Source organism: Pseudodesulfovibrio sp. S3, from assembly GCF_004025585.1.
Lineage (GTDB): Bacteria > Desulfobacterota > Desulfovibrionia > Desulfovibrionales > Desulfovibrionaceae > Pseudodesulfovibrio.
This window is the reverse complement of record NZ_QTZO01000003.1, coordinates 75667-102575: the sequence shown is the minus strand read 5'-3', so window position 1 is coordinate 102575 and position 26909 is coordinate 75667. Positions and strand designations below refer to the sequence as shown.

General features: G+C 52.8%; 28 protein-coding genes. 19 read left to right on the top strand and 9 right to left on the bottom strand.

The features are described from left to right. Positions 1-199 precede the first annotated feature (199 nt). From DWB63_RS17545 to proC, 16 genes are all read left to right on the top strand, one after another. Positions 200-334: a symporter small accessory protein gene (locus tag DWB63_RS17545; RefSeq protein WP_347231960.1), complete on the top strand. Its 135-nt coding sequence runs from the start codon at positions 200-202 to the stop codon at positions 332-334. Further along, positions 335-1942, top strand: a complete 1608-nt coding sequence (locus DWB63_RS04155; protein WP_128327556.1) for a sodium:solute symporter family protein — start codon at positions 335-337, stop codon at positions 1940-1942. It begins immediately after the preceding gene. Positions 1943-2071: 129 nt separating this feature from the next. Continuing rightward, the gene (gene dut / locus DWB63_RS04150) at positions 2072-2530 is read left to right on the top strand and encodes a dUTP diphosphatase (RefSeq protein ID WP_128327555.1); all 459 of its coding nucleotides are present in this window, start codon (positions 2072-2074) and stop codon (positions 2528-2530) included. A gap of 17 nt (positions 2531-2547) precedes the next feature. After that, positions 2548-3765, top strand: coding sequence for an aspartate aminotransferase family protein (locus DWB63_RS04145; protein ID WP_128327554.1), 1218 nt, complete (start codon positions 2548-2550; stop codon positions 3763-3765). A 45-nt stretch (positions 3766-3810) separates the two neighbouring features. Continuing rightward, on the top strand, positions 3811-4020 hold the full coding sequence (locus DWB63_RS04140; RefSeq protein ID WP_128327553.1) for a hypothetical protein: 210 nt from the start codon (positions 3811-3813) through the stop codon (positions 4018-4020). A gap of 85 nt (positions 4021-4105) precedes the next feature. Beyond that, positions 4106-4969, top strand: a complete 864-nt coding sequence (locus DWB63_RS04135) for a 50S ribosomal protein L11 methyltransferase (RefSeq protein ID WP_128327552.1) — start codon at positions 4106-4108, stop codon at positions 4967-4969. Between the two features lie 5 nt (positions 4970-4974). Then, the gene (locus DWB63_RS04130) at positions 4975-5628 is read left to right on the top strand and encodes an endonuclease III domain-containing protein (RefSeq protein WP_128327551.1); all 654 of its coding nucleotides are present in this window, start codon (positions 4975-4977) and stop codon (positions 5626-5628) included. 6 nt (positions 5629-5634) lie between these two features. Then, positions 5635-6741, top strand: a complete 1107-nt coding sequence (locus tag DWB63_RS04125) for a peptidoglycan DD-metalloendopeptidase family protein (RefSeq protein WP_128327550.1) — start codon at positions 5635-5637, stop codon at positions 6739-6741. A 48-nt stretch (positions 6742-6789) separates the two neighbouring features. Beyond that, positions 6790-8073: a S41 family peptidase gene (locus DWB63_RS04120; protein ID WP_128327549.1), complete on the top strand. Its 1284-nt coding sequence runs from the start codon at positions 6790-6792 to the stop codon at positions 8071-8073. A gap of 154 nt (positions 8074-8227) precedes the next feature. Then, the gene (locus DWB63_RS04115; protein WP_241648638.1) at positions 8228-9322 is read left to right on the top strand and encodes a divergent polysaccharide deacetylase family protein; all 1095 of its coding nucleotides are present in this window, start codon (positions 8228-8230) and stop codon (positions 9320-9322) included. Positions 9323-9698: 376 nt separating this feature from the next. Further along, positions 9699-10676, top strand: a complete 978-nt coding sequence (gene fliM, locus DWB63_RS04110; RefSeq protein WP_128327547.1) for a flagellar motor switch protein FliM — start codon at positions 9699-9701, stop codon at positions 10674-10676. 136 nt (positions 10677-10812) lie between these two features. Further along, complete coding sequence (locus tag DWB63_RS04105) at positions 10813-11763, top strand: ABC transporter substrate-binding protein (protein ID WP_128327546.1); 951 nt, start codon at positions 10813-10815, stop codon at positions 11761-11763. Between the two features lie 124 nt (positions 11764-11887). Further along, complete coding sequence (locus tag DWB63_RS04100; RefSeq protein ID WP_128327545.1) at positions 11888-12787, top strand: ABC transporter permease; 900 nt, start codon at positions 11888-11890, stop codon at positions 12785-12787. After that, positions 12784-13578: an ATP-binding cassette domain-containing protein gene (locus DWB63_RS04095; RefSeq protein WP_128327544.1), complete on the top strand. Its 795-nt coding sequence runs from the start codon at positions 12784-12786 to the stop codon at positions 13576-13578. The genes DWB63_RS04100 and DWB63_RS04095 overlap by 4 nt, the downstream gene beginning before the upstream one ends. Before the next feature lie 84 nt (positions 13579-13662). Beyond that, positions 13663-14085, top strand: coding sequence for a nucleoside-diphosphate kinase (gene ndk, locus DWB63_RS04090; RefSeq protein ID WP_128327543.1), 423 nt, complete (start codon positions 13663-13665; stop codon positions 14083-14085). Continuing rightward, positions 14085-14888, top strand: a complete 804-nt coding sequence (gene proC / locus DWB63_RS04085) for a pyrroline-5-carboxylate reductase (RefSeq protein WP_128327542.1) — start codon at positions 14085-14087, stop codon at positions 14886-14888. The genes ndk and proC overlap by 1 nt, the downstream gene beginning before the upstream one ends. 51 nt (positions 14889-14939) lie before the next feature. Here the strand turns inward: proC and cbiB are convergent, their stop codons facing one another. The 9 genes from cbiB to rsmA form a co-directional block, all read right to left on the bottom strand. Continuing rightward, the gene (cbiB, locus tag DWB63_RS04080) at positions 14940-15890 is read right to left on the bottom strand and encodes an adenosylcobinamide-phosphate synthase CbiB (RefSeq protein WP_128327541.1); all 951 of its coding nucleotides are present in this window, start codon (positions 15888-15890) and stop codon (positions 14940-14942) included. A gap of 51 nt (positions 15891-15941) precedes the next feature. Further along, on the bottom strand, positions 15942-17693 hold the full coding sequence (gene rpoD / locus DWB63_RS04075) for an RNA polymerase sigma factor RpoD (protein ID WP_128327540.1): 1752 nt from the start codon (positions 17691-17693) through the stop codon (positions 15942-15944). Then, complete coding sequence (gene dnaG / locus DWB63_RS04070) at positions 17680-19428, bottom strand: DNA primase (RefSeq protein ID WP_128327539.1); 1749 nt, start codon at positions 19426-19428, stop codon at positions 17680-17682. Before dnaG ends, rpoD begins: the two co-directional genes overlap by 14 nt. Positions 19429-19451: 23 nt before the next feature. Next, complete coding sequence (locus tag DWB63_RS04065; RefSeq protein WP_128327538.1) at positions 19452-21746, bottom strand: Smr/MutS family protein; 2295 nt, start codon at positions 21744-21746, stop codon at positions 19452-19454. Between the two features lie 20 nt (positions 21747-21766). Then, positions 21767-22213, bottom strand: coding sequence for a GatB/YqeY domain-containing protein (locus DWB63_RS04060; RefSeq protein ID WP_128327537.1), 447 nt, complete (start codon positions 22211-22213; stop codon positions 21767-21769). Positions 22214-22216: 3 nt separating this feature from the next. After that, a complete protein-coding gene (rpsU, locus tag DWB63_RS04055; protein WP_128327536.1) occupies positions 22217-22417 on the bottom strand; it encodes a 30S ribosomal protein S21 in 201 nt (66 codons plus the stop codon). Between the two features lie 182 nt (positions 22418-22599). Then, on the bottom strand, positions 22600-22773 hold the full coding sequence (locus DWB63_RS17205; protein WP_164879779.1) for a hypothetical protein: 174 nt from the start codon (positions 22771-22773) through the stop codon (positions 22600-22602). Between the two features lie 15 nt (positions 22774-22788). Further along, positions 22789-23061, bottom strand: a complete 273-nt coding sequence (locus DWB63_RS04050) for an HU family DNA-binding protein (protein WP_128327535.1) — start codon at positions 23059-23061, stop codon at positions 22789-22791. A 275-nt stretch (positions 23062-23336) separates the two neighbouring features. Continuing rightward, positions 23337-24122: a 16S rRNA (adenine(1518)-N(6)/adenine(1519)-N(6))-dimethyltransferase RsmA gene (rsmA, locus tag DWB63_RS04045; RefSeq protein ID WP_128327534.1), complete on the bottom strand. Its 786-nt coding sequence runs from the start codon at positions 24120-24122 to the stop codon at positions 23337-23339. Between the two features lie 113 nt (positions 24123-24235). Between rsmA and DWB63_RS04040 the strand changes: the two genes are divergently transcribed. The 3 genes from DWB63_RS04040 to DWB63_RS04030 are packed head-to-tail and all read left to right on the top strand — an operon-like array spanning position 24236 to position 26876. Then, a complete protein-coding gene (locus DWB63_RS04040; protein ID WP_128327533.1) occupies positions 24236-24757 on the top strand; it encodes an adenine phosphoribosyltransferase in 522 nt (173 codons plus the stop codon). A gap of 12 nt (positions 24758-24769) precedes the next feature. Further along, positions 24770-25519 carry an S-methyl-5'-thioadenosine phosphorylase gene (gene mtnP / locus DWB63_RS04035; RefSeq protein WP_128327532.1) on the top strand — a complete coding sequence of 250 codons (750 nt, stop codon included), beginning with the start codon at positions 24770-24772 and terminating at the stop codon, positions 25517-25519. A gap of 10 nt (positions 25520-25529) precedes the next feature. Further along, positions 25530-26876: an amidohydrolase gene (locus DWB63_RS04030; RefSeq protein ID WP_128327531.1), complete on the top strand. Its 1347-nt coding sequence runs from the start codon at positions 25530-25532 to the stop codon at positions 26874-26876. Positions 26877-26909 lie beyond the last annotated feature (33 nt).

Sequence of the window (26909 nt, the reverse complement as noted above, 5' to 3'; positions counted from 1 at the left end):
TTTTCATGAATTCACTACAGAACCGCTTCAGCTTCTTTTTCTTTTTTAGCTTCCGCTTTTTTAGAAGCGCCTGCGGTCTTGGAGTGTGCGTGTAACGCGAGTTAGATTCATCCACAACAAGGGCCGCAGGCGACAAGCTTGCGGCCCCTTTTTTTATGGGTCGCAAGGGTGTTCTCGGCCTCTAGCAAGGGGGTTGGTTATGATGCTGGGATTCGGAAGTGTTGAAATAGCGTTGGCCTTTTGGCTTTCCATTGGGGCAACGATATTGTGCGTGGTTTACGGAATTGTGAACTGGAACAATAAAGGGAATGAAAAGCCGGGGGAGGATGCTTAGATGGAAGGTAAAATCCTCGGTATTGCCATATATTTAGGAGTCATTTTTTATCTCGGTTATAAGGCCTGGAAGAAAACCAGGGAATCTACTGACTATATGCTCGCCGGCCGTTCGATGAATCCCTTCATCCTGGCCATGTCCTATGGCGCGACCTTTGTTTCCACATCAGCCATTGTCGGTTTTGGCGGCGTTTCGGGCATGTTTGGCATGTCCTTGCTCTGGCTGACTTTTCTGACTATTTTCGTGGGGATATTCGTGGCCATGGTCTTTTTCGGAAAGCGTACCCGCCGCATGGGACTGGCTCTGAATTCACATACCTTCCCAGAGCTCCTGGGACGGCGTTACAAGTCCAAATTCATCCAGCAGTTCACCGGCGTGGTCATTTTCGTCTTCATCCCGGTATACGCCGCAGCCGTACTCATCGGCATTTGCCGCATGCTCGAAGTGGCCTTCCCGGCTGTCAGCTACGGCTTCTGGCTGCTGATTGTCACGGCGATCGTGGCCATGTACGTCATCACCGGCGGCCTGAAGGCGGTCATGTACACCGACGCCTTCCAGGGGTCGATCATGGCCATGATGATGCTTATCCTCATCATTACCACTTATTCTATGCTCGGCGGTGTGACCGAGGCCCATCAGGCCCTCACCGACATGGTCAATCTGGTGCCGGAAAAACTGCTGAAAGGCGGCCTGACTGGCTGGACCACCGGCCCGAACTTCCAGTCGCCCATCGGACTGACTATTTACACCACCATCATTTACGGTGTTGGTATCGGCGTCCTGGCCCAACCCCAGCTCGCCATTCGGTACATGACTGTTCCGTCTGACCGCGAACTCAACAGGGCCGTGGCTATCGGCGGTATCTTCATTCTGCTCATGACCGGCGTTGCCTTTCTGACTGGAGCATTGTCAAACGTGGTCTTTTACAAGGAATTCGGTAAGATATCCATCGCCATGGCCGAGGGCAACTTCGACAAGATCATTCCTCTCTATATTGACAAGATCATGCCCGGCTGGTTTTCAGGACTCTTTCTGGTGGCCATGTTCGCTGCGGCCATGTCTACCATGAGCTCCCAGTATCATGTGGGCGGCACCTCGCTCTCCCGTGATTTCCTGGAGCAACACGTCAAGATCGGCAACGAGGGTTCCTCCATGAAGTTGAACCGTCTCGGTGTGACCGTGGCCGTTATCGCCACCCTGGTTTGGGCCTGGCTGCTGCCCGGAAGCGTCATCGCCCCGGCAACCGCCTTCTTCTTCGGCCTGTGCGCTGCAGCCTTTCTGCCCATCTACGTTCTTGGATTGTATTGGAAAGGGATGACCAAGATCGGTGCCAAAGTCTCCATGGTGGGCGGATTTGCCTTCTCCATGTTCTGGCTGTTGTTCATCCATCTCAAGGAAGCCGCGCCCATTGGTCTGTGTCAGGCCATCTTCGGCAAGGTCACCCTGGTTGCCGACGCTGCTCCCATGTCGTGGATGTGGATGATGCAATGGGTCGATCCCAACGTGGTTGCCCTGCCTGTCTCCCTGACCCTGGCTGTAGGTGTCAGTCTGGCCACCCGACGAATTGAAGAGAAACACTTGGATCTCTGCTGGGAAGGACTCTGTTAACCTTTGAAATGTTGACGTATTCAGGGTGCCGGAGCAGACGCTTCGGCGCCCTTTTTTTATGTCCGATTGACAGTTGCCTTCAATACGAACATAAACAACCATTCGCTTTAAACAAGGACTGGACTTGCAATGAACAAGATTGATGTGAACGTACAATTCCTGCATCCGGTTTGGCAGGAAAATGAATTGGCCTATGCAACGGAACATTCGGCAGGCCTGGATCTGCGCGCCTGCATAGACACCGATGACCTTGAGATCGGACCCGGTGAAAAAGCCGCTATTCCGGCCGGTGTCGCCATTGAAATTCGTGAGCCGAGTGTCGCCGGGTATGTTTTTTCCCGCAGCGGCCTGGGTACTAAGGACGGTCTGACCGTCAGCCAGGGAGTGGGGGTCATTGATCCCGACTATCGTGGCGAAATCAAGGTTTCCCTGCTCAACACCTCCGGCGAGGTCCGACGAATAAAGCGCGGACAGCGCATAGCCCAACTCGTGTTCATGCCCGTTTTCCAAGCCATAATCACGCCTGTGGACGTACTTGGCAAAACCGACCGCGGGGCCGGAGGATTCGGATCCACAGGGAAACACTAAGCAACAAGAGACTGATAATGAACAATAAATTTGAAGAGATGAAAGAAAGGGAATCCAACCTCCTCTGCCATACCTATGGCAGGTATCCGTTGGCAATATCCAGGGCAAAGGGGTGCAGGCTCTATGATCTCGACGGTGTCGAGTATCTGGACTTTTTGGCCGGTATTGCCGTGTGCAGCCTCGGTCACAGCCGGGACGACCTGGCGGACGTCATGGCTGTACAGGCCCGAAAAATGGTCCACGTGTCCAACCTGTTCTACCAGGAACCCCAGCTTGAATTGGCTGAAAAGCTCCTGTCCACCTGTCATGCTGGCAAGGTCTTTTTTTGCAACTCCGGGGCCGAGGCCAACGAGGGCGCGATCAAGCTGGCCCGGCGGTACATGCACATGGTCCGCAATGAGGACCGCCATGAGATCATCACTCTGGAAAAGTCCTTTCATGGAAGGACGTTGTCCACACTGACGGCCACCGGACAGACCGGACCCATCAAGGATGGCTTCAACCCCCTGCCCGAAGGATTCATAACGGTTCCCTTCGGCAACGTGAACACCCTGCGCGGCGCCGTCAACAAGCATACGGCCGCCATCATGATTGAGATGGTCCAGGGTGAGGGCGGTGTCCGCCCTCTGCCGACGGAGTACGTCAACGACATCACCGCGGTATGCAAGGAAAACGGCATCCTGCTCATCGTGGACGAAGTCCAGACAGGCCTGTGCCGCACCGGCAGGGTCTGGGCGCACCAACACTACGGCATCACCCCCGACATCTTCACTTCGGCCAAGGCGTTGGCCAACGGGCTGCCAATGGGCGCAGTTTTGTGCACCGACACTGTGGCCAGGGGATTCGAGCCGGGTTCCCATGCCACCACTTTCGGAGGTGGGGCCGTGGTCGCTGCCGTAGCCTCCAAGGTGCTGGACATCATGATCAACGAAAAAATGAGTGAACGCGCCTTGGAACTGGGCAATTTTGCCAGGGCCGAAGCGCAGAAGCTGAAAGACAAGTATCCCGACAAGATCGCAGGAACCAGAGGGTTGGGCCTGCTCTTCGGCATTGAGCTGACTTTTACCGGCACCGATGTCTGGAAAGCCTTGTTGGACAACAAGATGGTCTGCAATTTGACCCAGGGAAAGATTCTCCGCCTGGTACCGCCTCTGACCATCGAAGAGGCCGATATCATTGCCTTCATGGAAGTTCTGGACTCCATACTGGCTACGATACAAATCGAGTCGGCTTGACCGGCCTCAATTGAAGAGGTATTTATTGGCTAGAGGTTCGAAGTCATGAGTACCGTTGCTCCCGTAGGTCCTGCGTCGGAATATCGTCCCAGACGCGAAGATGAACTGGAACGCATTGAACCGGCGAGCAAGCAACCCGTTGAGGATAAACCTCCGGCGGCAGTCGATGCCGATGTGCAGAAGCAGGCTGAAAAAACCACGCTCAACGATTTCAAATATACGGGCAAAGGCTCATTTGTAGACAAGATCTTTTGATGTAATTTTAGACTGATAGCATTGGACAAGGCCGGGGCATGGTCCCCGGCCTTGTCATATTCAACATTCGGAGAATAGCACTTATATGCCCACCCTGCTCAAGATCGAATTCATCATCCCCGAAGACATGGCCGATGCAGCCGAAGTTTTCATTGCTTCCAAAGTACCGCATGGCTGGGAGGAAACTGCACATGAAACCGGCCGGAAGTTCACCCTGTACCTGGAAGATCATCCTCTGGGTCTTGAGATGGTGAAGGAGTTCCAGGCGCAGTTCGCAGAAGCGGACGTTACCTGGTCTGAACAGGCGTCCGAAGATTGGACCATGGCATGGAAGGATTTCTTCGTCCCTGTCAATTGCGGGGAAACATTCAGGATATACCCTCCGTGGTTGAATGATGGCGAGGACAACGGTTTCACTCATATTGTCATTGAACCCAAAATGGCTTTTGGAACCGGCCATCATCCCACCACATCATTGTGTTTGGTGACCATCGGCAAACTGGTCAAAAACAACGTCATTCGTGCAGGACAGACATTTCTGGACCTGGGTACCGGTTCCGGCATCCTCGGCATAGGATTGGGCAAACTCGGGCTGACCGGCGTCGGCCTGGACAACGACCCGCTAGCCATTGTCTGCGCTCTGGAAAACGTGAAGAACAACGGAGTTGATCACGCCATGCATTTGGCGGTCGGCACCATTGATTGCCTGGAAACGGATCTTACTTTTGATTTGGTGGTGTCAAACATCCTGTCCGGCCCACTTATCGAGATGGCACCTGAAATCATCTCTCGCATAGCCCCCGGCGGGTCGTTGATATTGTCTGGTATCCTGACGGAGAACCAATCTGATGCAGTGGCCCAGGCCTATGACAAACGCGGATTGGGGCAACCCAAGCGCTTTGAGGATGCAGAGTGGGTCTGCCTGGTCTGGGAAAACATCGAGAGGTAACGACCATGGCGCGGGCTGACATATTGATGGACATGTTCGAGACCATGAAAACGGCACTCGGGCCGAGCCATTGGTGGCCAGGCGATACCCCTTTTGAAATATCCATCGGTGCCATTTTGACCCAGAACACCAACTGGCAAAACGTGGAAAAGGCCATAGCCAATCTCAAAGCCAACGACCTGCTTGATGCTGAAGCCATGCACGGTTTGGACATGACCGAACTGGCCGAGTTGATCCGCCCTGCCGGATATTACAATATCAAGGCCAGGCGCATTCATCATTTTCTGGAATTCCTCAGAAACGAGGTCGATTTCGATCTTCCCGCACTGAAGAAGCACTCTTTGTATGACCTCAGACCAAAGGTACTCAACATCAACGGCATAGGGCCGGAGACGGCAGATTGCATCCTGCTGTATGCATTGGGTTTTCCGACATTCGTCGTGGACACGTACACAGCTCGCCTCATGGGCCGGCACGGTCTGGCTTACGAGGACATCGACTATCACGGGTTGCAGACCATTTTCATGGACGCCTTGCCGGAAGATGTGGCATTGTATAATGAGTATCATGCTCTTGTCGTCCGGGTCGGAGCAAATTGGTGTAAAAAGAAAGCCGGACTGTGTGAAACCTGCCCCCTCCAACCTTTTTTGGAACTCTAAGGCCGCATGTATCGATTCATTTTGCTGATCATTCTCTCAATCCTTTTCATATCCGGCGCTTCTCCGGCACAGGATCGGGATGAGGTATTAAGCGAGACCTTGCAGCAGGAGCATCAGCGCGCCGATGAAAACGAACAGAAAGTCCGTGAACTGACGCAAAAGGCCGGACAGATTTCAACGCGGCTTTCCGACATCGAGCACGATGTAAAACTGCTGCAGAGCAAGATTCGTGAACAGGAAAAAGTGTTGAACACAATCAAGGAAAACGAACTCAAGACCCGCAACGATCATTTTGCCCTTGAAAAGGAACAGCAGCGCATTACTCTGGAATTGTCGGGGTTGATGCAGACGTTATGGCCGGTGCATCTGCAAAATGTCAGGGCCAGATTCGGAGGCGTGGACAGCTGGGCAATGTTCGATCGCCGTTTCAACTGGCTTGCAGGTATTTACGAGGCAACAAGTCTCAAGTTGGCCGAGGCCAAATCCAATTCCGAAAAAATAATCAAAAATCTTGAGCATCAGCGGAGATTGGAGGCTGAGGCGGAAAAACAATTGGTACAGGTCAATCAGAGCAAAGACCGACTTCTGGGCAACAAGTACGCTCTTCGCAAGAATTTGCGCTCGATAACAAAACAACGCAAGGATGCGGAAACCGAACTGACCGAGATCCTGTCCACCATCGAGAATCTCAAATATCAGCTACAATCTCAAAAAACCAAACAATTTTCATTATATAAACGTGCCCTTCCCTGGCCGGTCAATGGGCGTGTCGTATCGGAATACAGTCCCCAGGCCAAACCGCCGGTCAGAGGGCTTGTTATTGGAACAAATGACGGGGCAACGGTTCAATCTATATTTTGGGGAAAAATAGTTCACAATGACACGTTGCGTGGGTTCGGGCATGTGATCATCATCTACCATGGGTACAACTATTACAGCCTTTACGCATACTTGTCAGAAACGTTCGTGCGAAACGGGCAAGAAGTGGAAAAGAATGAACCCTTGGGAACAGTCGGTTATTATCCAAAAGCCGATGGGCCGGGGTTGTATTTTGAATTGCGTTTTCATCAAAAACCAATTAACCCAAAAACTTGGTTAACAGCCGTAAAATGATATCTAGTTAAACCAACTTATTAGGACTCCGTTTTTCGGGAGGCATACATGCGTGTTACGCTTTGGATAGTAACTTTTCTTTTCCTTTTCACTCTGACTGTTGCCCCGGCTCCTACCATCGCCGGCAACGAAGACCATTTTGAAGCACTCAAACGCTTTTCTCAAATTCTTGATCTGGTCGAGGGCAACTACGTACAGCCTGTTACCCAAAAAGAACTCATAGATAATTCCATCAAAGGAATGCTCGAAGAGTTAGACCCTCACTCGACGTATCTTTCACCTGAAGATTTCAAGGATATGCAATCTGATACGGCGGGCAAGTTCAGCGGTATCGGCATTGAGATCAGCCTGGACCAGGGACGGCTCATCGTGGTTTCCCCCATTGAAGATACTCCGGCCTATAAGGCTGGTCTTCTTGCCGGAGACCTCATTCTTGAGATAAACGGCGAATCCACCCAGGATATGACATTGATGGATGCGGTTAAGAGAATTCGAGGCGAAAAGGGAACAACCGTCACTCTGCTTATTTTGCATAAGGATACGAACAAGCCCGAAGAGGTCGCCATTGTTCGCGGCACCATTCCCATCGTCAATGTCAAAACCCAGTCCCTGGAAGACGGCTATCTCTATCTGCGTCTGACCAAGTTCCAAGAGTCCTCCACCAGAAACTTGCGTGACGAGATCGCCGCATACCAAAAAGAGCACACCCTCAAAGGTATCGTCTTTGATCTGCGCAACAACCCCGGCGGACTTTTGGGGCAAGCTGTCTCCGTTGCCGACACCTTCATTGAAGACGGCACCATCGTCTATATTCAGGGCAAGGACAAAGCCAGCCGCAAAGACTTTTATGCCACCAAAAACGCCAATGAAATTCAGGTTCCTTTGGTTACGCTGATCAACGCGGGTTCCGCTTCCGCCTCGGAAATCGTGGCCGGAGCCTTACAGGATCACAAACGTTCGCTCATCGTTGGCGAACGCTCCTTTGGCAAAGGATCAGTCCAGACCATTATTCCCATGTCCGACGGCTCAGGAATCAAACTGACAACTGCCCTTTATTACACTCCGGGCGGCCGTTCCATTCAGGCCAAGGGAATCGAACCGGACATCCGCTTGCCGTATATTGCGCCTAGCGAGAACGAAAACAACATGCGTGATCTTTACACCGTCAGGGAAAAAGATCTGAGCGGCCATCTTGAAAATGGCGATAAGTCCACGAAGAACAAGAAGGATGAGGATGCCGAAAAGGCCAAGGATATGCTGGCTCGTGACAACCAGCTTCGCATGGCCCTCGAACTGGTCAAGAGTCTGCCCAGGCTGAAAGAGATTCAGTAGAAAACAGGCTCCATTCATGGACGACCATTCTCCCGATAAAACACCGAAAGAACAGACCGGGGTCGATAATCTTCTCAGGAAGATATATCGGCCCGGTCCTCTTGTTTTTTTGTTTTCACTGGCTTTTTTTGCTCTTGCCGGTCTCGGCTACTTGGTGCTGAAAGATGACCCACCACCGCCCGAGATCATCATGGCACCCATGGCTGCCGAGTCTATTGAGATCGATCAGGCAAAAGAATACGAGGAAAAGACCTCCGAAATGGAAGACTGGGTCAAACAGGCCGATCTCGCCATCATCGAAACCATGCGTGACCTGAGTTTCAAGATGAATGAGCTCGACCTCGTTGACGTTGAGCTGCGTCAATATGACGGCCGAGGGTATCATTACCAGGTTCTTCAGTTCCCAAAGGTGGAGAATAGAACTCAATTCCTCGTGACCTTGCGCAAACGCCTCTATAACAGACTTCCCGAGGCTGTCCTGCTCGACAACGGCGACAGTGAAGCCATTGTGGAAATCAACAAGCTTCCCACCCACCGTCTATTGCTTGAGTCCAAGCCCAGCACGCTGGCCCGTCCCGAGGCCAAAGGCCCGAAAATCGTCATAGTCATAGACGATGTCGGCGAAAATTACGGTATTCTCAAGGGACTGATCGGTTTGGACATACCACTGACATTTGCGGTCTGGCCCAACGCGAGCAAGACCAGAGCCTCGGTTGAACTGATCTGCAAAAAGAAACGCGACCTGATTGTCCATTTCCCCATGGAGCCAAAGGGATATCCAGCTGTAAAGCCTGGGAATGACGCGCTCTTCGTTTCCATGTCGAGCGACGGCATACGAAAGCAGATCAAGTATAATCTGAACAAGATTCCTGAAGCCATCGGCGTCAACAACCATATGGGGTCGCTGTTCACGGCAAATGAGCCGGGCATGACCGTGGCCCTGTCCGAATTCCGACGTAACGGATTGTTTTTCCTGGACAGCCTGACTTCTTCCCGGAGCGTGGGCAGAGCTGTTGCCAAGACCACCGAAACTCCCTTCTACGAGCGCGATACATTCCTCGACAATGTCAAGGATGTGAATGCCATTCTCCATCAACTCAAGAAGACCGAACGGGTCGCTCTCGGAAAAGGTTGGGCCATCGCCATCGGCCACCCCCACGCGGAAACTTTGGCTGCTTTGAAGGTGTGGCAAAATAGTCGTAATCAGGCCATCACGGTCATTCCTATTTCTAAACTTTCTCCTGAATAACTCACCCGCTCATCCAAATTCATTTTTGATGACTTCCGTTTGTTTTCAGCGACCATTCAAAGCTCGAATGATGTCGTTTGTTTTATTGTTTTATAACCTGTTTGAATGTCTTCTATATTCATAGACTTTGATGTTGATATTTGAATTTGTCTCATGATTCTCTAAACCATTTCATGATAAAATGGGCTCATAATCCGCCTTTGTATTGCCATTGTTCAATGTCATGTGTAGAAATGGATTTAAGCAATTCTGATTTCAGTCGATACAATATATTATATCCGGCCCGGATTTTGCTAATATATACTAGACGTTCAAATTCCCGGCACATGCCGGTTCAAAACGGGCCGAAAATCGGCAAACATGAGGCTTTTTCCCCATGAGCAAAATCCTCGAACAAGATGAAGTTGACGCCCTGCTCCGAGGTCTTTCCGGCGGGGATGTTGAAACGGAGACAGAGATACCGGAGGACGATACCGGTGTAGTCGCCTTTGACCTGGCCAATCAGGACAGGATCATTCGCGGTCGTATGCCCGTTCTCGAAATCGTCAACGACCGTTTCGCCAGACTGTGCACCAATGCGCTGGCCAACACCATGCGCAAACGGGTGGATATCAATCCCATATCCATTGACATGTCCAAATTCGGCGACTTCATGCGCTCCCTGCCGGTGCCTACGTCCATTTCCATTTTCAAGATGGACCCTTTGCGCGGCAACGCCCTGCTTGTGGTCGATTCCCGTCTGGTTTTTGCCCTGGTCGAAAATTTCTTCGGCGGCGCGGGCAGTCAGCCCAAGGTCGAGGGCCGTGATTTCACGCCCATCGAACAGGCCATTGTCGAACGCGTGGTCAAGATTGCACTGGCAAATATGGAGGAATCCTGGAAACCGGTGCATGAAGTGCATGTGGAGATGGTCCGCACGGAGGTCAACCCTCAATTTGCGGCCATTGTCCCGCCTTCGGACGTCGTCATCGTCGTCACTTTCGAAGTGGAACTGGAAAATGCCATAGGCTCGCTCATTGTCTGTCTGCCCTACGCCACCATGGAGCCCATCCGCTCGAAGCTGCACGCCTCCTTCCAGTCCGAACGACTGGAAGTTGACCATGTGTGGATCAACCGCTTCAAGGAGCGGCTCATGGAAACGCCGGTGGAAATGGTCGTGCGCATGGGCAGAACCACCATCAGTGGCCGCCAGCTTCTCTACCTGCAAGAAGGCGACATCATTCTGCTCGATACTGACGAAGACGAGCTTCTGGAAGCTGAAATCGAAGGTATCCGCAAGTTTCAGGGGTTGCCTGGCCGCGTTAAGGGCAACAAATCTTTTCAGGTTGTCAAAGAAGAAGCGATTCGCTTCTAATACCTTACTATCTACGATTAGAGAGGGCCGCAAAACGCGGCCCTTTTTGTTGCCCTCAAATGAAAATATCTTGACTAAAAGTCACTCTGAAAGTCATGTCTAAATTTTACAATACACAAGAAAAGGAGTTGCTTCCGTGAAAAGAATATTTCTGACCCTTGCGGCGATTCTGTTAGTTGCCGCTTCTGCCTTTGCAGGCAAGACCTACACTATTTCCGTCACCCAGATTGTGGAACATCCCGCCCTTGACGCCATGCGGATCGGTGCAGCCGACCGATTGAAGGAAAAAGGTATTGAGGCCACTTTCAATGTCCACATTGCACAGGGCAATCCGGCCACCAACGTCCAGATTATCAGCCAGATTATGGGCGAGGCCCCCGACCTGGTCATGGCCATCGCCACACCGGGCGCACAAGCTGCCGCGCAGAAGATCCATGACCGCCCCATCGTCTTCACCGGCGTCACAGATCCCGTCTCCGCCGGTCTTGTCAAGGATTTGAACAACACGGATGGCAAGAACATCACCGGCATGTCCGATTTCAGCCCCATCAACAAGCACGTGGAACTGATCAGGGAAATCGTGCCTTCGGCAAAGGCCATCGGCGTCATCTACAACGCGGGCGAACCCAATTCCGTGGTCCTGGTCGAAAAACTGCGCGATGAGGCAGCCAAGGCCGGCCTGATCGTCGAAGAGGCCACCATTGCAAACTCCAGCGGCGTGTATCAGGCCGCCAAGAGCCTTGTGGGCCGTTGTGACGTCATCTACATTCCCACCGACAACACCGTCATTTCCGCTGTGGAGTCCGCAGTCAAGGTCTGCACCCAGAGCCAGCTTCCTCTGATCGTCGCCGATGTGGACTCCGTTGCCCGCGGCGCCATTGCCGCTGTGGCCGTCGATTACTACAAGATGGGCCTTCAGACTGGCGACATGATTGCAAAAATTCTTGTTGACGGAGTTGCCCCCGCCGACATGCCTATCGAGTTCCTCAACGACCTCAACCTGCACATCAACAAGAAGGCTGCCGCTGCCATGGGAGTGACCCTGCCCGAGGCGACCCTCAATCGGGCCGCAAAGATCATCGAATAGGTATTGAACCGATTTGCTAATTCTGCTCAATAACGATACAAGGCGCGTTGCTTACAACGCGCCTTTTTCGTTGTGTTCGCCGAGGCTCTCAAGCAAAATTTACCTCGGCAAATTAGGATGACATATGACACTGTACGCTTTTTTGGGAGCTCTGGAGCAAGGGTTTGCCTATGGCCTGATGGTCATTGGCGTCTATCTGACCTTTCGGGTGCTCGATTTCCCTGACCTGACGGTTGACGGAAGCCTGCCTCTGGGAGCGGCTGTTTCAGCCGTGGCCATTACTTCCGGCTACTCGCCGGTCCTCGCCATCCTCATGGCCAGCGGGGCTGGATTCCTTGCAGGTATGGTCACCGGAATTCTCAACACCAAGTTCAAGATACTGCATTTGCTGGCATCCATCCTGACCATGATAGCGCTCTATTCCATCAACCTGCGCATCATGGGCCGCCCCAATATGGCACTTTTGGGACAGGATACCGTTGTTGACAGATTTATCAATTTTTCCAGACTGTTGCCGCAACATGCCGCCCCGCTGCTCTTTGCTGTCATCTGTTTTGTAATCGTGGCCGTACTCATCTGGTTCCTGCACACGGAAAAAGGACTGGCCTTTCTGGCGACAGGCGACAACAAGCAAATGATCACCAGCCAGGGCGTGAACACGGACAACGTCATAATTTTCGGGGTCGGCCTGTCCAATGCCCTGGTGGCCGCGTCCGGGGCACTGGTGGCCCAGAACCAGGGTGCTGCCGATGTCAACATGGGGGTGGGAACCATCGTTGCGGGGTTGGCGTCCGTCATCATCGGTGAAACCGTGTTCGGCGACAAGACCATCAGCCGCGCACTGATTGCCGCCCTGCTCGGCTCGGTGCTGTATCGGATCGCCATCGGTCTGGCCCTGGGCCTCAAACTGGGTTCCTTTTCCATCACCCCGAGCGACCTGAATCTGATTACGGCCATCCTGGTGGTCTGCGCCCTGATAATGCCCAGAATGAAGCGCAAGTTCCTTGCCGGGAGGTCCAAATGATATCCATTACCGGGGTAACCAAAGCCTTCAACAAAGGCGACGTCAACGAAGTGGCCGCCCTGACCGGCGTGAACCTGGAAGTGAAGGACGGTGACTTCATCACCATCATCGGCTCGAACGGTGCCGGAAAATCCACATTCCTCAATGCACTTGCAGGCTCCTTCCCCATAGATTCCGGAAAGATAGTCCTCGACGGAACCGACATCACCAAATGGCCTGAGCACAAACGAGCCTCCCTGATCGGGCGTGTATTCCAGGATCCGTTGCTCGGCACCTGTGCCGGGGCCACCATCGAACAGAATTTGTCCATGGCCAACAAGCGGGGCCTGCCCCGTGGCCTGTCTTTTGGAGTCAAAGCCGGCGACCGCGTGTTTTTCAAAGAAAAGCTTTCCATCCTCGGGCTCGGGCTTGAAGATCGCCTCAAAACCCATACAGGGCTGCTCTCGGGCGGACAGCGCCAGGCCCTGACCATGCTGATGGCCACCTTGGTGAGGCCTCAGTTGCTGCTCCTGGATGAACACACCGCTGCCCTTGACCCCAAGACCGGAGGCATGGTTCTTGACCTGACGGCCGAGATTGTCAGGTCATTGGGATTGACCACCCTGATGGTTACTCACAACATGAACCAGGCCATTGCCATGGGCAACCGGCTGATCATGTTCCACCGCGGTCAGATTGTTCTGGATATCTGCGGTGAGGAAAAACAGACTCTTAAGGTGGAAGACCTGCTCCTGCGCTTTTCCAAGCTGCGTGGAGATGAAGGAATATCCGATCGAATGTTGTTGAGTTAAGGCCCTGTGCAGGCCTTTTGGCATATACTGGCAAATCATTGCCAATACGTATAAGACATACACACAGACAAACGGAGGCTTTTAATGGCTATTGAAAAAACTTTTTCCATCATCAAACCTGATGCGGTTGAGCGTGGCCTCATCGCGGAAATCCTGAAAATGATCACTGACTCCGGTCTGAAGATCAAAGCCATGAAGATGATCCACATGGACCGCGCCAAAGCCGAGGGTTTTTACGCTGTTCACAAGGAACGGCCCTTCTTCGGCGAACTGGTTGATTATATGATTTCCGGTCCGGTCGTGGTTTCCTGCCTTGAAGGCGAAAACGCCATCGAAAAATACCGCGCCCTGATGGGTGCCACCAACCCGGCTGATGCCGAGGAAGGAACCATCCGCGCAGCTTACGGTCAGGACATCCAAAACAATTCCTGCCACGGTTCCGACGGTCCCGACACCGCCAAAACCGAAGTGGCCTACTTTTTCAAAAACGATGAGCTGGTGGGATAATGAATAAGAAAATCGGGTTCATAGGCGTTGGCAACATGGGGTCAGCCATCATCAAAGGGCTGGCTTCACGTGATGACATTGAATTGCACGGAGCCGACCTGCACACGGACACCCTTGCAAGACTGAGCAAGAAATACGGTCTGGTCGTTCAGAAGAGCGCCGCCGACCTTGCCAAGGCATGTGACTACATCGTCCTTGCCGTCAAGCCGCAGCACGCCGAGCCCGTGGTCAAGGAGTTGACGATCGATTTGGATACGTCCAAATGTCTCATCTCCATCTGTGCCGGTATCACCCTGGCGCAATACGAAGACTGGACCGAAGACCGGTGTGCCGTTGTGCGCGTCATGCCCAATACTCCCGCCCTCGTCGGGCAAAGTGTGTCTGCCATTTGTCTGGATAACCACCACCTTTCAAATGGGATGAAGACCTTTGTCCCCGAGGTGTTCATGAGTATCGGTCAAACACACATTCTGCCGGAAAAGCAATTTGATGCTTTTACCGGAGTGATCGGTTCCGGTCCGGCATATGTCTTCTACTTCATGGAAGCCATGATCGAGTCCGGCGTGGCATTGGGCCTGAGTCGTCCCCAGGCCACTGAAATGGTCAAGGGGCTGTTCCTCGGCTCTGCCGCAATGGCTGACGAGAGCGATTACTCCGTCACCCAGCTTCGGGAGATGGTCACTTCTCCCGGGGGGACGACCATCCGCGCACTCATGCACTTTGATCGTCAGGGCATGAAAGGAGACATCATCGACGGTGTCTTCGAATCCTACTATCGAAGTATCGAACTCGGCAAAAACTAAAAAAAGGGGCTTCATTTGAAGCCCCTTTTTTTATTGGTGTTACTTGAAGAATCAGAACATGAGCTGCAGCAGTCCGAGCGTTGGGATGAGCACCCACGCCGCCAGACTGCCGGTCTTCTGGCACAATGACATCAGGGAAAGGATCATGGACTTGTCCCATACTTTCCCTTTAGGTCCGAGTGCGGGTTTATCCTTGATCTTGCCGAAATAGACTGTGGGACCGCCCATTTGTCCGCCCATGAGCCAGGCTGCCGCAGCCATGGGCCAACCGGCGTTGGGACTTTCCATCTTCAGTGCATCGGCTTTGAAGCGGGCTCGGGCCTGTTCGTGGGCAAGTTTTTGTCGTTTTCCAACGAATATGAGCAGATACGCTGTGATTCGGGCCGGGATATAAGCCAGGAAATCATCCGTCTTGGCTGCACCGCGACCCAAGTCATTGTATTGTTTGGTTCGATATCCCCACATCGAATCCATGGTGCTGACCGTTTTGTAGGCCCACAATCCGCCGGGACCGAACAGGGCGAGGTAAAACAATGGAGCGACGAATCCGTCATTGAGGTTCTCACTCATGGTTTCGGCCAGGGTTCGGCGGATGCCGTTGGCGTCAAGTCCTTTGGTATCGCGGCTGACCAACATGGACAGCGCATGACGCGCCCCTGCAAGGTCTCCGGTGTCGAGGAGGCGAGTCACCTTGCGCGCTTCACGAACCAGGCAGCCCAAGGCAAGCCCGGCATAGGCGAAATAGACGCCTATGATCACCCCCAGATAGGGAATGTGCATGAGCAGCGCCACCAAAGCCCAGGCTCCTGCTCCGAACAGGAATACGGCTATCCAGCCTGCTGCCCGCAGATCAAGGCCGACTCTGCGGGCCGAGGCCTCGTAGAGATCGAGTCCTTTTCCGATCAGCCTGACAGGATGCGGCAGTGACTTCGGATCGCCGAAGATACCGTCAAGAATGACGGCCAGTACTGGAATCGTGAAAATGAGGATTGTTGATTGCATGGGGCGTAAAAAAGGGCCGGGAAGCACTGTGTCTTTCCGGCCCGGTCTGATCTAGTTTTCGAAGTAGGACCGCAGGAGCGCGCTTCTGACGGGATGGCGCAGTTTACGGAGCGCCTTGGCCTCGATCTGTCGGATACGCTCACGGGTTACATTGAACAACTTGCCGACTTCCTCAAGGGTGTGGTCAGACTTCTCGCCGATGCCGAATCGCTTCCTGAGCACCTGCTCCTCACGAGGAGTCAGGTCGGAAAGGACCGAAGCGATCTGTTCGCCAAGTTTGGTGGAGACCACTTCCTCGGCGGGTGCGGTGGCTTTCTTGTCTTCGATGAAATCACCCAGGCTCGAATCTTCCTCGTCTCCGATGGGAGTCTCAAGGGAAATGGGCTCCTTGGCGATCTTGAGTACCTTCTTGACCTTTTCCAGCGGGTAATCCATGCGCTCGGCTATTTCTTCCGGGGAAGGATCGCGTCCCAATTCCTGCACAAGGTAGCGGGAGGTACGGATCAGCTTGTTGATAGTCTCGATCATGTGCACCGGAATACGAATTGTCCGGGCCTGGTCCGCAATGGCACGGGTAATGGCCTGACGAATCCACCAGGTGGCATAAGTCGAGAACTTGTAGCCGCGTTGATATTCGAACTTGTCCACGGCCTTCATCAGACCGATGTTGCCTTCCTGAATGAGATCCAGGAACTGAAGGCCTCTGTTGGTGTACTTCTTGGCGATGGACACCACCAGCCGCAGGTTCGCACGAATGAGCTCCTGCTTGGCCTGCATGGCCGTGCGTGTACCGGATTTGATGCGCCACAGGACCTCTTCGAGATCATGCACGGAATGGCAGCACTTGTCCTGAAGCCGCCCCATGATTTCCAGTTTGCCGGCCAGCATTTCCTTGAAGGAGAAGAACTCCTCCACAGTCATGCCAAGTTTGTCGGCGGCCACCACTGGGTTGATCTCGCGGTCGTCAACCTGCTTGAACAGTTCCTTTATTTCGGCCTTGGTTTGGCCCACAGACAGGACGTAAGCAGAAAGATCGCGCTGACAGTTATGCATCTGCCGCACGTAATCGTTGACCGTTTCAATGATGCGGTCAATGAGTGTCTTTTCAAGCTTGATGTCGCGCAACCTTGTGACAATCTCTTCCTTGAAGTTGAGAATGTCCATCTGCACGCTATAAACGCGTTTGTCCAGGCACGCGCAGTAATCAAGCTTTTCGTAGATTTTTTTCTTTTTATTGTAGAGCTTCCTGACTTCGGCAAGCAGGAAAATGACCCGCTGGCGTTGGTTCATCTCGTCTTCGGAGGGATCATCCTCTTCGATGGTCTTGACGACATCCTTGAGCTTTATGCGACCTTCTTCCAGGTCTTCCCCCACGCAGATCAGCTCCTCAACGGCAACAGGAACCTCGACCAGAGAATACAAAACGTCCATCTCGCCGTTTTCGATCTTCTTGGCGATGACGACCTCGCCTTCACGATCCAAAAGCGGCACAGCGCCCATCTCGCGCAGATACATGCGTACAGGGTCGGTGCTGCGAGAGGCATACTCCGTGGAATCTTCGTCGTTGTCTTCCAACTCCAATTCCGAATTGTCGTCATCTTCCGTGACCTTTTTGGCCATGTCTTCGGAATCGACGATAGCGATATCCATCTGATCGAAAATGGCGTGAATTTCTTCAAGCTGCTCCGGGGTGTTGTAGTCGGAAGGCAGAGCCTTGCTCAACTCCTCGTATGTCAAAAACCCCTTTTTTTTGCCTTCGGCAATAAGGGTTTTTATCTGCTGAATTTCCTTAATGTTGCTCATCATCCCTCCTGCGAGATTCTTTCAAGGCCAAAAGTTGCATCGCCTTCTCGGTGTTGCCGCTTTCATATGCCTGACGTATGGCCTCTGTGAGCTGACGTTTGTCCATTTTTTCAAGTTCAAACGCTATCTTACTACAAATATGATTCCACTCATTCGATAATTCCCGACCGGAAAGTGCGTTTGTGTGCATCTCTTCGCGGCACCTGAAGTAAAAGCCTTTTTCATGTTCGTTCAGCAGGCTCGTTGCTTGGCCTGGCTGCGTCGTTGTAAGCTTTTCCCAAAGTGCCTTTGCCCAATCAGTACGAAGAATCTGTTCAAAACCTCTTTTGGTCAATTCCGGTATATAATCCGGATACTGGATCGGAAACTGCAAAAAAAACCTGTCATCCTGATCATCCTTGCCAACGCCCATGGCCGGTTGCTGAACGATTGCACTTGCTTGTCTAGGCTGTTGCTGTGGATTGCGCGACAGCGGCATAGCCCCTGCATCACGCCTGAAATCAGCCTCCGACAATCCAAGTCCGTTTGCCAACCGAGGCAGGTAATACGCCCGCAAGGATGCATCGGACAAATCCGACAAAAAACTCTTGGCCCAAGCCACTATGTCCCTGGGAGCATACTCCGTCCGCAGGGTGTTCATACAGAAATTCAAACCGTCCGGAGCCTCCCCCATGCAGGCTTCGAACCCTTCAGCGCCCTTCGTCTGAAGCAGGCTGTCCACGTCCTCGCCATCCGGCATGAGAACGACTTTGCAGGCCACGCCTTGCAGGAGAATCATCCTGCTCGACTTCATGGCGGCCTTACGCCCTGCTCCATCGCCGTCAAACACCAGGTCCACACGCGAGCAAAATCCAGCCAACCTTTTCACCTGGTCCGATGTCAGGGCTGTGCCCAAAACGCCGCAGGAATCGGTATAGCCGAACTGATGGAGCGATATAACATCCATGTATCCTTCGGTCAGAATGGCTCTCTTTGAACGAGTCATGGTAGACCGTGCCAGGCTCAGCCCATACAAGTGGTCGCCCTTCTTGTAGATAGGCGTATCCGAGCTGTTCAGATACTTGGGTTCTCCATCTGTAATGATTCTGCCGCCAAAAGCAATAACCCGCCCTGATAAATTTTGGATGGGAAAAATCAGTCTTCCACGAAACCTGTCGTAAATATTACCTTTTTCATTTTTTGACAAAAGTCCTGCATCCACACCCTGTTCGGAATTCCTGCCTTTTGTCTTGAGAAAATTGTCCAGACCGTGCCAATCTTCAGGGCTGTATCCGAGACCGAATCGGTTGATCATCTCCTCGGTCATACCTCGATTCATCAAATACCGTCGGCAATGATCCCCGGCCGCCATACGAAGGTTGCGCTGGAACCACTGATCCGCTTCTTCATGTATGTCAAGGAGCAACTGCTTCCGAGCCTTATGCGCCGAAGCATTGGGATCGTGGGGAACATGAGACAGTTCGACTCCGGCCTCAGCCGCCAACTGCTCCAAGGATTCCCTGAAATCAAGACCGTTAATGCGTCCGTAAAAATCAATGACATCGCCCGATGCCTGACACCCGAAACAATAAAAGAAGCCCTCATCGTCATTGACGGACATGGAAGGCTTGGTCTCCTGGTGGAACGGACACGCCCCCATCCACCGGCCAGAAACCGGCTTCAGGTCCACGTAACGGCGCACTATGTCCGAGATGTTGATTCGGGCCTTGACAGCCTCGACACCACTTCTGTCCACCAAACGCCTCCAGGCTATCACTACTATTTAAGCGTTACTTCAGTCATACCGTCTCCGCCCCGATCTTCGGGTGCCAGAGAAAATTTCTCTACCGCAGGATAATATGTAAGAAATTCATGCACCTCGCGCCTGAGCGCTCCGGTTCCGCGGCCATGCACGATTTCCATTTTACCAGCACCTTTGCGCAAGGCACTGTCCATAGCTCTTTCAAGTTCACTGATGGCAACATCCGCACGGTTGCCGCGAAGGTCCACTTCCACAACCAGGTCACTGGGGATCGGAGCGGACTCGACAACCTGCCTGACTCCTTTGGAGTCCTTGGTGGCCGGACCAAGATGGTCGACTTTGACCCACATGGCCACTCCGCCGATGTCGACTTTGGCCTGCTTCTTTTTCTCATTGATTTCCAGCACAACACCGGACTTGTTCCAAGCCAGATACGACACTTTCATGCCCGGGACAACATCGGAAAAAGAAAAGGCCGGAGCCTCTGGCTTCGTTGTGTCGATTTCTTCAATCTGCACCCGCATCTGGGCAAGTTTCTTTCGCACTTCCTTGCGCCCGATCCTTTCAGCTTTCCACTCTTTGACCACATCCTGGGCGCGAGCCTGGATATCCTTGAGCAACTTGGTGCGTTCCTTCTCGAATTTAACTTCGAGATTGGCCCTTTTCTGCTCAATCCTGGTGCGTTCCTTTTCAATGGCGTCCAGCTCGTCCTCTTTCTTGACGGCCATGGCATTGAGACGATCCAAAACTGTGGTCGTATCCGAACCGTCCAGTAACAAATACTTTTCGGCGCGTTCCAGGATTACGTTAGGTAATCCGTGTTCTTTGGCCACATCCAGCGCAATGGACGCACCGACCTGATCATAGGCCAATTTGAAGAGCGGCTTTTTGGTGCCGGGATCGAAAAGCACGCTTGCGGCCCGCACGGATAAAGCGGCCATGGCATAAGCCTTGAGAGCCGGGAAATGGGTGGCGGTGAAAGTCGTCGCCTGTTTTTCGACCAAAGAATCGATGACGGCCTGAGCCAGTGCAGCGCCTTGAGTCGGATCAGTGCCAGCGCCGAATTCGTCCAATATAAAGAGCGAATGTGCGTTTACCTGATCCCACACCCGACGCAGGTATTGTATCTGCGCCGTAAAGGTGGACACGTTTTCTTCCAGGCTCTGCTCATCACCGATAATCACGAAAATATCTTTCCAGAAAGGCAACCGGCTTCCCTCGGATGCTGGCACCGGCAGTCCGGAAAAGGCCATCAGGCTTATGAGGCCCAGGGTTTTGAGGCAGACGGTTTTTCCACCGGCATTGCCGCCGGTGATGATCATGGCTTTTTGACCGTCAAGCAGCTCCAGGGTAAGCGGCTGCACCGAGTCGTCTGTCAAGGCCAGGAGCGGATGACGGGCTTTGAGAAGATTGGGAACGCCCTGCTCCACGATATCTATAGTCCGACCATTGTATGCCTGGGCAAGTCGCACCTTGGCCATGAGCACGTCCAAGAGGACAAGTCCCTTGTAGGCACCATGAATATCATGGCGTTCCTGACGGACAAGACTGGTCAGATATTGCAGGATCTTGTATTCTTCAGCCCGCTCTTCACGCTTCAGCTCTTGAAGCCTGTTGTTGGTCTCCACCAAAAAAATGGGTTCGAAGTAACAGGTTTCCCCGGTCTGCGAATAGTCGTGGATTATGCCCTTGGTTTTGTTCTTGAAATTCGCCTTGATGGGCAAGACATAACGATCTGATGAGATCGTCATGTATTCATCTTGCATGGCCGAAGCCATGTTTTCCTGCAAAATGAAATCCTTGACCCGCTTGGTACAACGCTGATGGATGGCACGGATTTCCTGACGAACCGCCAGAAGGCCGGGGGAGCTTTCGTCCCTGATCTGTCCTTCGGCATCCAGACAACGCACTATGCCGGATACGGTCTTTTGCGGCCAGTCGTAGGCGAACAGATCCTGATTCAGGATGTCCCAGTCGCGATCTTCGTATGTATCCAGGGATTCTCGGGCAGTTTTGACCTGATCGAGTATGATTCTGAGCGCAAAAAGCGCGTCCTGATCCAATACGGCCAATTCGCTTTCGAGATGGGGAAAGATGCCATCCAGTTCAGGAAACGGTCGGATGGTGAACCCGGATTCATTCACCCATGACGCGGCCTGCTCGAACAGCAGCCCTGCGCGCAGAACTTCTGCAATGGTCTCAAATGGCCGGATGCTCAGACACGCGGAAACACCGGGTTCGGAAACGGCGAAACCGGATAGTACCCCGAGAATCTTGGGGAATTCCAATACTTGGTAAGTTCTGGATTCCATCGTGAACCGGGGTTGGAAAGTTAGGATAATTTGGCCTTGACCAGCCCGCTGGCTTTCTTGCCGTCGATCTGTCCCGTGTAGGCGCCAAGAACAGCCTGCATCACCTTGCCCATATCTGCCATGGAAGACGCGCCGACATCGGCTATGGCCTTGTCTATGGCCGCGTCAAGTTCCTTGTCGGATAACTGCTTGGGAAGATACACTTCAAGCTCGACGAGCTCCAGGGCTTCGACCTGTGCCAGGTCGCTTCTGTCTGCCTTGGTATACTGCTCGAAGGAATCCTTGCGCTGTTTAACCTGCTTGGCGATAAGATCAAGAACGATCTCATCGGAAAGATCTGCGACTTTGTCTTCGACCATACGGTTTTTAATGGCCGTCTTGAGGTGTCTCAAGACGGCCACTTTTACCGTAGCTTTGGCCTTGTAGGCCTCTATGTAGTCTTTGTCTATTTGTTTTGACAGACTCATATTCTAAATGCTGCGAACTTTGCGCATTTTTTTGGCAAGCCGTTTCTTGGCGGCAGCTTTCTTTTTCTTCTTCTGCACGCTGGGCTTTTCGTAGTGCTGACGTTTTTTCAGCTCGGACAGGATTCCGGCCTTCTCAACCTGCTTCTTGAAGCGGCGGAGAGAGATGTCGAAATTGTCGTTTTCGTCAAAGTATACACCTGGCAATGGAAATCACCTCCTCGGTGAACTGCCCGCTTGCGATGGCGGGCCAGCGAAATAGGAGCAACTACATATACGCATTATAATCGAAAAGCAACCATAAATCCATAATTGGATCACGATACTTTTCACAGAAAAAGGCCTGCTCGGGAATTGCCGAGCAGGCCTTCAATTCTCATACAAACAGGCTAGTGGTCAGCTTGCTTAGCGTCACGCAGGGACTGCATGACAGTAACGGCCAAGGCAACGCCTATGATGCCGAGGACTATATACAGGACGCCGAAGAAAACGAAATGATCAGGCATCCACCAAGGAAGGTCCATGGGCAGCGGGCTGTGAACGGTTTCACCGTGAATCATCATAGGATTATCTCCAAACTATTTTACGGTGTCCTTGAGGATCTTGCCGGGACGGAATTTGACAACCTTCGTAGCCGGAATCTTAATCTCGGCACCGGTACGGGGGTTGCGGCCAACACGTGCCTTACGAGCTTCGACCATAAATGTGCCAAAACCTGTCAGGGTCAACTTTCCTTCGGAAACCAGTGTGCTTTCAACGGTTTCGAGGAATGCGTTCAGAGCACGCTCTGCATTCGCTTTGGTCAGGTTAGCCTTTTCTGCGATTTTGACAACCAATTCAGCCTTTGTCATTAGTCCTTCCTCCTCAGTGAAATAATTACCTTAACGTATCTAGTTAAAGTGCAGCCAGAGCACAAAATGCACTCGCACTTTGTTTCCTTTTACAACTCACCTCTTGGCCTTTAATTGAACTTTCGGTCTGTGTCCAGCCTGTGAGCTGAAAAAAACGAAAAAAACAACGCTATATGGAGCTTCTGGGGTGTTTTTGGCATTGTGATCATACTCCCGAAAAACCGCTTTCAGGTCTGCCGCAACGGAGAGGACTTCAATAATTGTGAATCGTTGCACTAAAACAGCACGGAAAGAGACCTGAATTGCTCCGGACTCAGGTTTTCCGGGCGCATTCGGGGATCGACGCCCTGGGCTTCGAACCATTGCTCGACGGCGGGCGTCATTCGATTTTTCAGAATGGTGGAGATCTGTTTTCTTCGTTGTTGAAACAGAATTTTTATCAATTCCGACAACTTGTCTTTGTCATCAGGCCAGTCTTCCATGGGCAGCGGGTCGAAACGAACCACTGCCGAATCAATTTTGGGCTGAGGCCTGAAGACTGTCGGAGGCACTTTGAAAAGATATCGGGTGCGGCAAAAATTTTTCACCCAGGCGGTCAACCCGCCGAAGGCCTTGCAGCCGGGCTCGGCCGTCAACCTGAGAGCCACTTCGTGCTGGACCATGAATACAGCCCGTTCAAGCGTATTCACCTGACTGACAATATCCCATATGAGCTTGGAGCCGACATTGTAGGGAAGGTTGCCGATGATCTTGCACGGTCCGCTTTGGTTGAGCGATGGCCATGGAAATTTCAGGGCGTCCGCTCGGATCACATCCAGTTCGGGCCAATCCCGGGCCAGATTGTCTGCGAGATGATCATCCATTTCGATGACAGAAAGCCTGCGCGCTCCGACTTCGACCAGATGCTCGGTCAAGGCTCCTCGTCCCGGACCGATTTCAATGATATGGTCATCCTCTAGCGGATCGAGAGCGTTCACAATTTTTCGACAGATATTCTGATCCGTGAGAAAATTCTGGCCCAAGCTCTTCTTGGCCCTATGGTGCGGTCGTGCGTCAGACATGTTTTGTTCTCCGTGACCACTGGATAGCCGATGCCCAATTGTCTGGCAACAGCATTGACACCCAAGTCACTCAAAACGTATGGCTCTTTGATATTCGTCTTTGAGGAGGCAACATGGATTTACGACTGCATGTCCGAGACATTCCGGACTATCCCAAAAAAGGCATCACCTTTTTCGACATCACTCCAATATTGATCAATCACAAAGCATTTGAGTATGTTATTGATCAATTTGTGAAAAAATACAAGAATTGCGGAGCCACCAAGATCGTGGCCGCCGATGCCCGCGGTTTCATTTTTGGAGCCCCTTTGGCGCTCAAGCTCGGCATCGGCTTTGTCCCCATCCGCAAACCCGGCAAGCTGCCCTATAAGAATCGTTGCGTCACCTATGATCTGGAGTACGGTTCCGACACCTTGTGTATGCATGTCGACGCCGTTGAGGAAGGTGACAAGATCCTGATAATTGACGATCTGCTGGCTACCGGCGGCACTGCCGAAGGCATGATAAAGCTGGTCAGGGAGGCCGGAGGCGAGATCGTGGGAGCAGGTTTTGTCATTCAACTCAGTTTTCTGGACGGCGACGAAGTCATGCGTGCGGCTGGCATCAAACACGATTTCCTGGTTGAAATAGACTAGCGAGGATATTTTATGACGATAATAGGTATTATAGGCGGCAGCGGACTGGATGATCCGGATCTGTTGCAGAACGCCCGCGACATTGAGGTCGACACCCGATTCGGAAAACCCTCAGCCCCCCTCAAGGCGGGAACCATCGAGGGCAAGGACGTGCTTTTGCTTGCCCGTCATGGTCGTGCACACACCATTCCTCCAACATTTGTCAATTACCGTGCGAATATCCAGGCCCTGAAAGATGCCGGATGCACGAGGATTCTGGCCACCACCGCCTGCGGCTCCCTGCGAGAGGAAATTGACCGGGGACACCTTGTCATCCTGGACCAGTTCATCGATTTTACCCGTCGCCGCCCTGTTTCCTTCTACGAGGAATTCGAGCCGCATGGCGCAGTCCATACCGGCATGGCCGATCCTTTTGACGAAAAGCTGCGCTCTCTGTTCAACCAGGCATGCAAAGCCCTGGCGCTCACCTCCCACGAAACCGGCACTGTCATCACCATTGAAGGTTCCCGTTTTTCCACCAGGGCGGAATCGAACATGTTTCGGATGTGGGGCGCGGACGTCATCAACATGAGCGTGGCGCCGGAATGCATCTTGGCCAACGAGGCCGGTATTCCCTATGCCGCCGTGGCCATGAGCACTGATTATGACTGCTGGAAGTCGGATGAAGCCCCGGTCACCTGGGAAGACATCCTTGAAGTTTTCCAAGGCAACGTCGAGAAGGTCACCTCCCTGCTTGTCGAAGTCATCAAGCATATTGATTAGCCGGGATATCATGTCGCAATCAACAACAGAAAACATACTGCCGCCCTGCGACCTGCTCGTCAGGGCGGATGTCATTGTAACTCAGGATAACGACCGCCGTGTCCTGACCTCGGCAGGAGTGGCCGTCAAGGACGGCAACGTGCTTGAAGTGGACGACTACGCCACTCTTGAAACACGCTATATCCCCGTTCAAAGGTTGGATCTTTCCGGTAAGATGCTCATGCCCGGCCTTGTCAACGGCCATACCCATTTACCCATGACGCTGCTGCGCGGCTTTGCCGACGATCTTCCGCTCATGGACTGGCTGGAAAACCACATCTGGCCGTTGGAACGTCACCTCAACGACGATCTGCTGGCCGTGGGCGCAAGACTCGGTTGTGCCGAATTCATCCGAACCGGCTGCACCTCGTTTCTCAACGGATACTTCAATGAGTATGTCACGGGGCAGATCGTTTCAGATTGCGGCCTGCGTGCCGTTCTGGGTGAAGGCTTCTTCAGTTTCCCCTCACCCATGTTTTCTTCAGCTGAAGACTGCTGGAAGACCCTCCGCGAGCTGAACAAACGATTCGAAAACCACCCCCGGGTTCGCACGGCAGTCACGCCCCATGCCGCTTTCACCGTGGCCCCGGATGATCTGGTGGCCAGCTTCGAGCTTGCCGAACGCCTGGACATCCCCTGGCAGATTCACCTGGCGGAATCCCCCACGGAAACCGCCGTCTGTCTGGGCAAATACGGAAAACGTCCCGTCGAGTTGCTGCAATCCCTCGGCCTTCTCACGCCGCGCACCACCCTGCATCACTGCGTGGACGTGACCGACGGGGAAATCGAGATTCTGGCCGATGGCGGCGTTAACGTGGTGCACAACCCCGGTTCCAACCTGAAGCTGTGCTCCGGCCTATCTCCGGTGCAAAAGATGCTGGATGCCGGAATCACTGTGGGGCTTGGCACGGATGGCGCTTCGAGCAACAATCAACTTAATATGTTTCGCGACATGGCGCTTGCCGCTCTGATCGGAAAGATACGCCACAACGACGCTTCGGCAGTCAACGCTCAAACGGCGTTGGACATGGCCACCCGCAACTCGGCAAAGTGCCTTGGCTGGCCGGAGCTTGGACGCATAGAAGCCGGTTATGCCGCCGACATGATCGCCCTGGATCTGAGCAGCCCCAATCTCATGCCGGTGTTCAATTATGTCTCCCATGCCGTTTATGCGGCCACGGGCCTGGAAGTGTGCATGACCATGGTGGCCGGCGAGATTCTGTATCTGTACGGAGAATATCGGACAATGGACGTAAAGTCGTTGCGGGACGAGGCTTTCCAGTGTACTCAATGGGCACTTGAGACGGCAAGAAAATGAAAAAAGAATCGCAAATAACTTGACAACACCCAC